This is a genomic window from Paenibacillus wenxiniae, from assembly GCF_039822605.1.
GTDB classification, from domain to species: Bacteria; Bacillota; Bacilli; order Paenibacillales; family Paenibacillaceae; genus Saccharibacillus; species Saccharibacillus wenxiniae.
The window spans coordinates 1-1,374 of the sequence record NZ_JBCGUH010000033.1; the positions used below are offsets into that span (position 1 = coordinate 1).

Annotated in this window: 1 rRNA gene (only partly in view); it reads left to right on the forward strand. The window is 52.6% G+C overall.

Annotation, left to right across the window (positions count from 1 at the left end):
- Window positions 1-1,374: ribosomal RNA gene (locus tag AAHF22_RS23645) — 23S ribosomal RNA — on the forward strand (its annotated part continues 1,393 nt past the right edge of the window); the annotation flags it as partial.

Consider the following 1,374-nt stretch of genomic DNA (forward strand, 5'->3'; position numbering starts at 1 on the left):
CTGAATACATAGGGTGTGTAGAGGCAGACGAGGGGAACTGAAACATCTAAGTACCCTCAGGAAGAGAAAACAAGAGTGATTCCGTCAGTAGCGGCGAGCGAACGCGGAACAGCCTAAACCAAGAAGCTTGCTTCTTGGGGTTGTGGGACGTCTCTTTGGAGTGATAAAAGAGTTTGGTAGATGAAGAGGTCTGGAAAGGCCCGCCAGAGAAGGTGAAAGCCCTGTAGTTAAAATCAATCTCTCTCCGAGACGGATCCCGAGTAGTGCGGGGCACGTGAAACCCCGTATGAATCTGCCAGGACCATCTGGTAAGGCTAAATACTCCCTAGCGACCGATAGTGAAGCAGTACCGTGAGGGAAAGGTGAAAAGGACCCCGGAAGGGGAGTGAAATAGAACCTGAAACCGTGTGCTTACAACAAGTCAGAGCCCGATCTATGGGTGATGGCGTGCCTTTTGTAGAATGAACCGGCGAGTTACGTTCCCGTGCAAGGTTAAGGTGAGAAGCCGGAGCCGCAGCGAAAGCGAGTCTGAATAGGGCGACTATTAGTACGTGGACGTAGACCCGAAACCGGGTGATCTACCCCTGTCCAGGATGAAGGTACGGTAACACGTACTGGAGGTCCGAACCCACGCACGTTGAAAAGTGCGGGGATGAGGTGGGGGTAGCGGAGAAATTCCAATCGAACTCGGAGATAGCTGGTTCTCCCCGAAATAGCTTTAGGGCTAGCCTCGGAAGATGAGTCGCGGAGGTAGAGCACTGATTGGGTGCGGGGCCCGCAAGGGTTACCAAGCTCAGTCAAACTCCGAATGCCGCAGACTTTATTCCGGGAGTCAGACAGTGGGTGCTAAGGTCCATTGTCAAAAGGGAAACAGCCCAGACCATCAGCTAAGGTCCCCAAGTGTGTGTTAAGTGGGAAAGGATGTGAAGTTGCACAGACAACCAGGATGTTGGCTTAGAAGCAGCCACCATTTAAAGAGTGCGTAATAGCTCACTGGTCGAGTGACTTTGCGCCGAAAATGTAACGGGGCTAAACACACCACCGAAGCTATGGCTTGATGCTTTGCATCAGGGGTAGGGGAGCGTTGAATTGAGGTTGAAGGTGTACCGTAAGGAGCGCTGGACACAATTCAAGTGAGAATGCCGGTATGAGTAACGAAAAGATCAGTGAGAATCTGATCCGCCGAAAACCTAAGGGTTCCTGAGGAAGGCTCGTCCTCTCAGGGTAAGTCGGGACCTAAGGCGAGGCCGAAAGGCGTAGTCGACGGACAACAGGTTGAAATTCCTGTACCACCGAGAGCCGCTATGAGCAACGGGGTGACGCAGGAGGGTAGTGACGCAGGCTGATGGATGCCTGTCTAAGCAGTGAGACTTG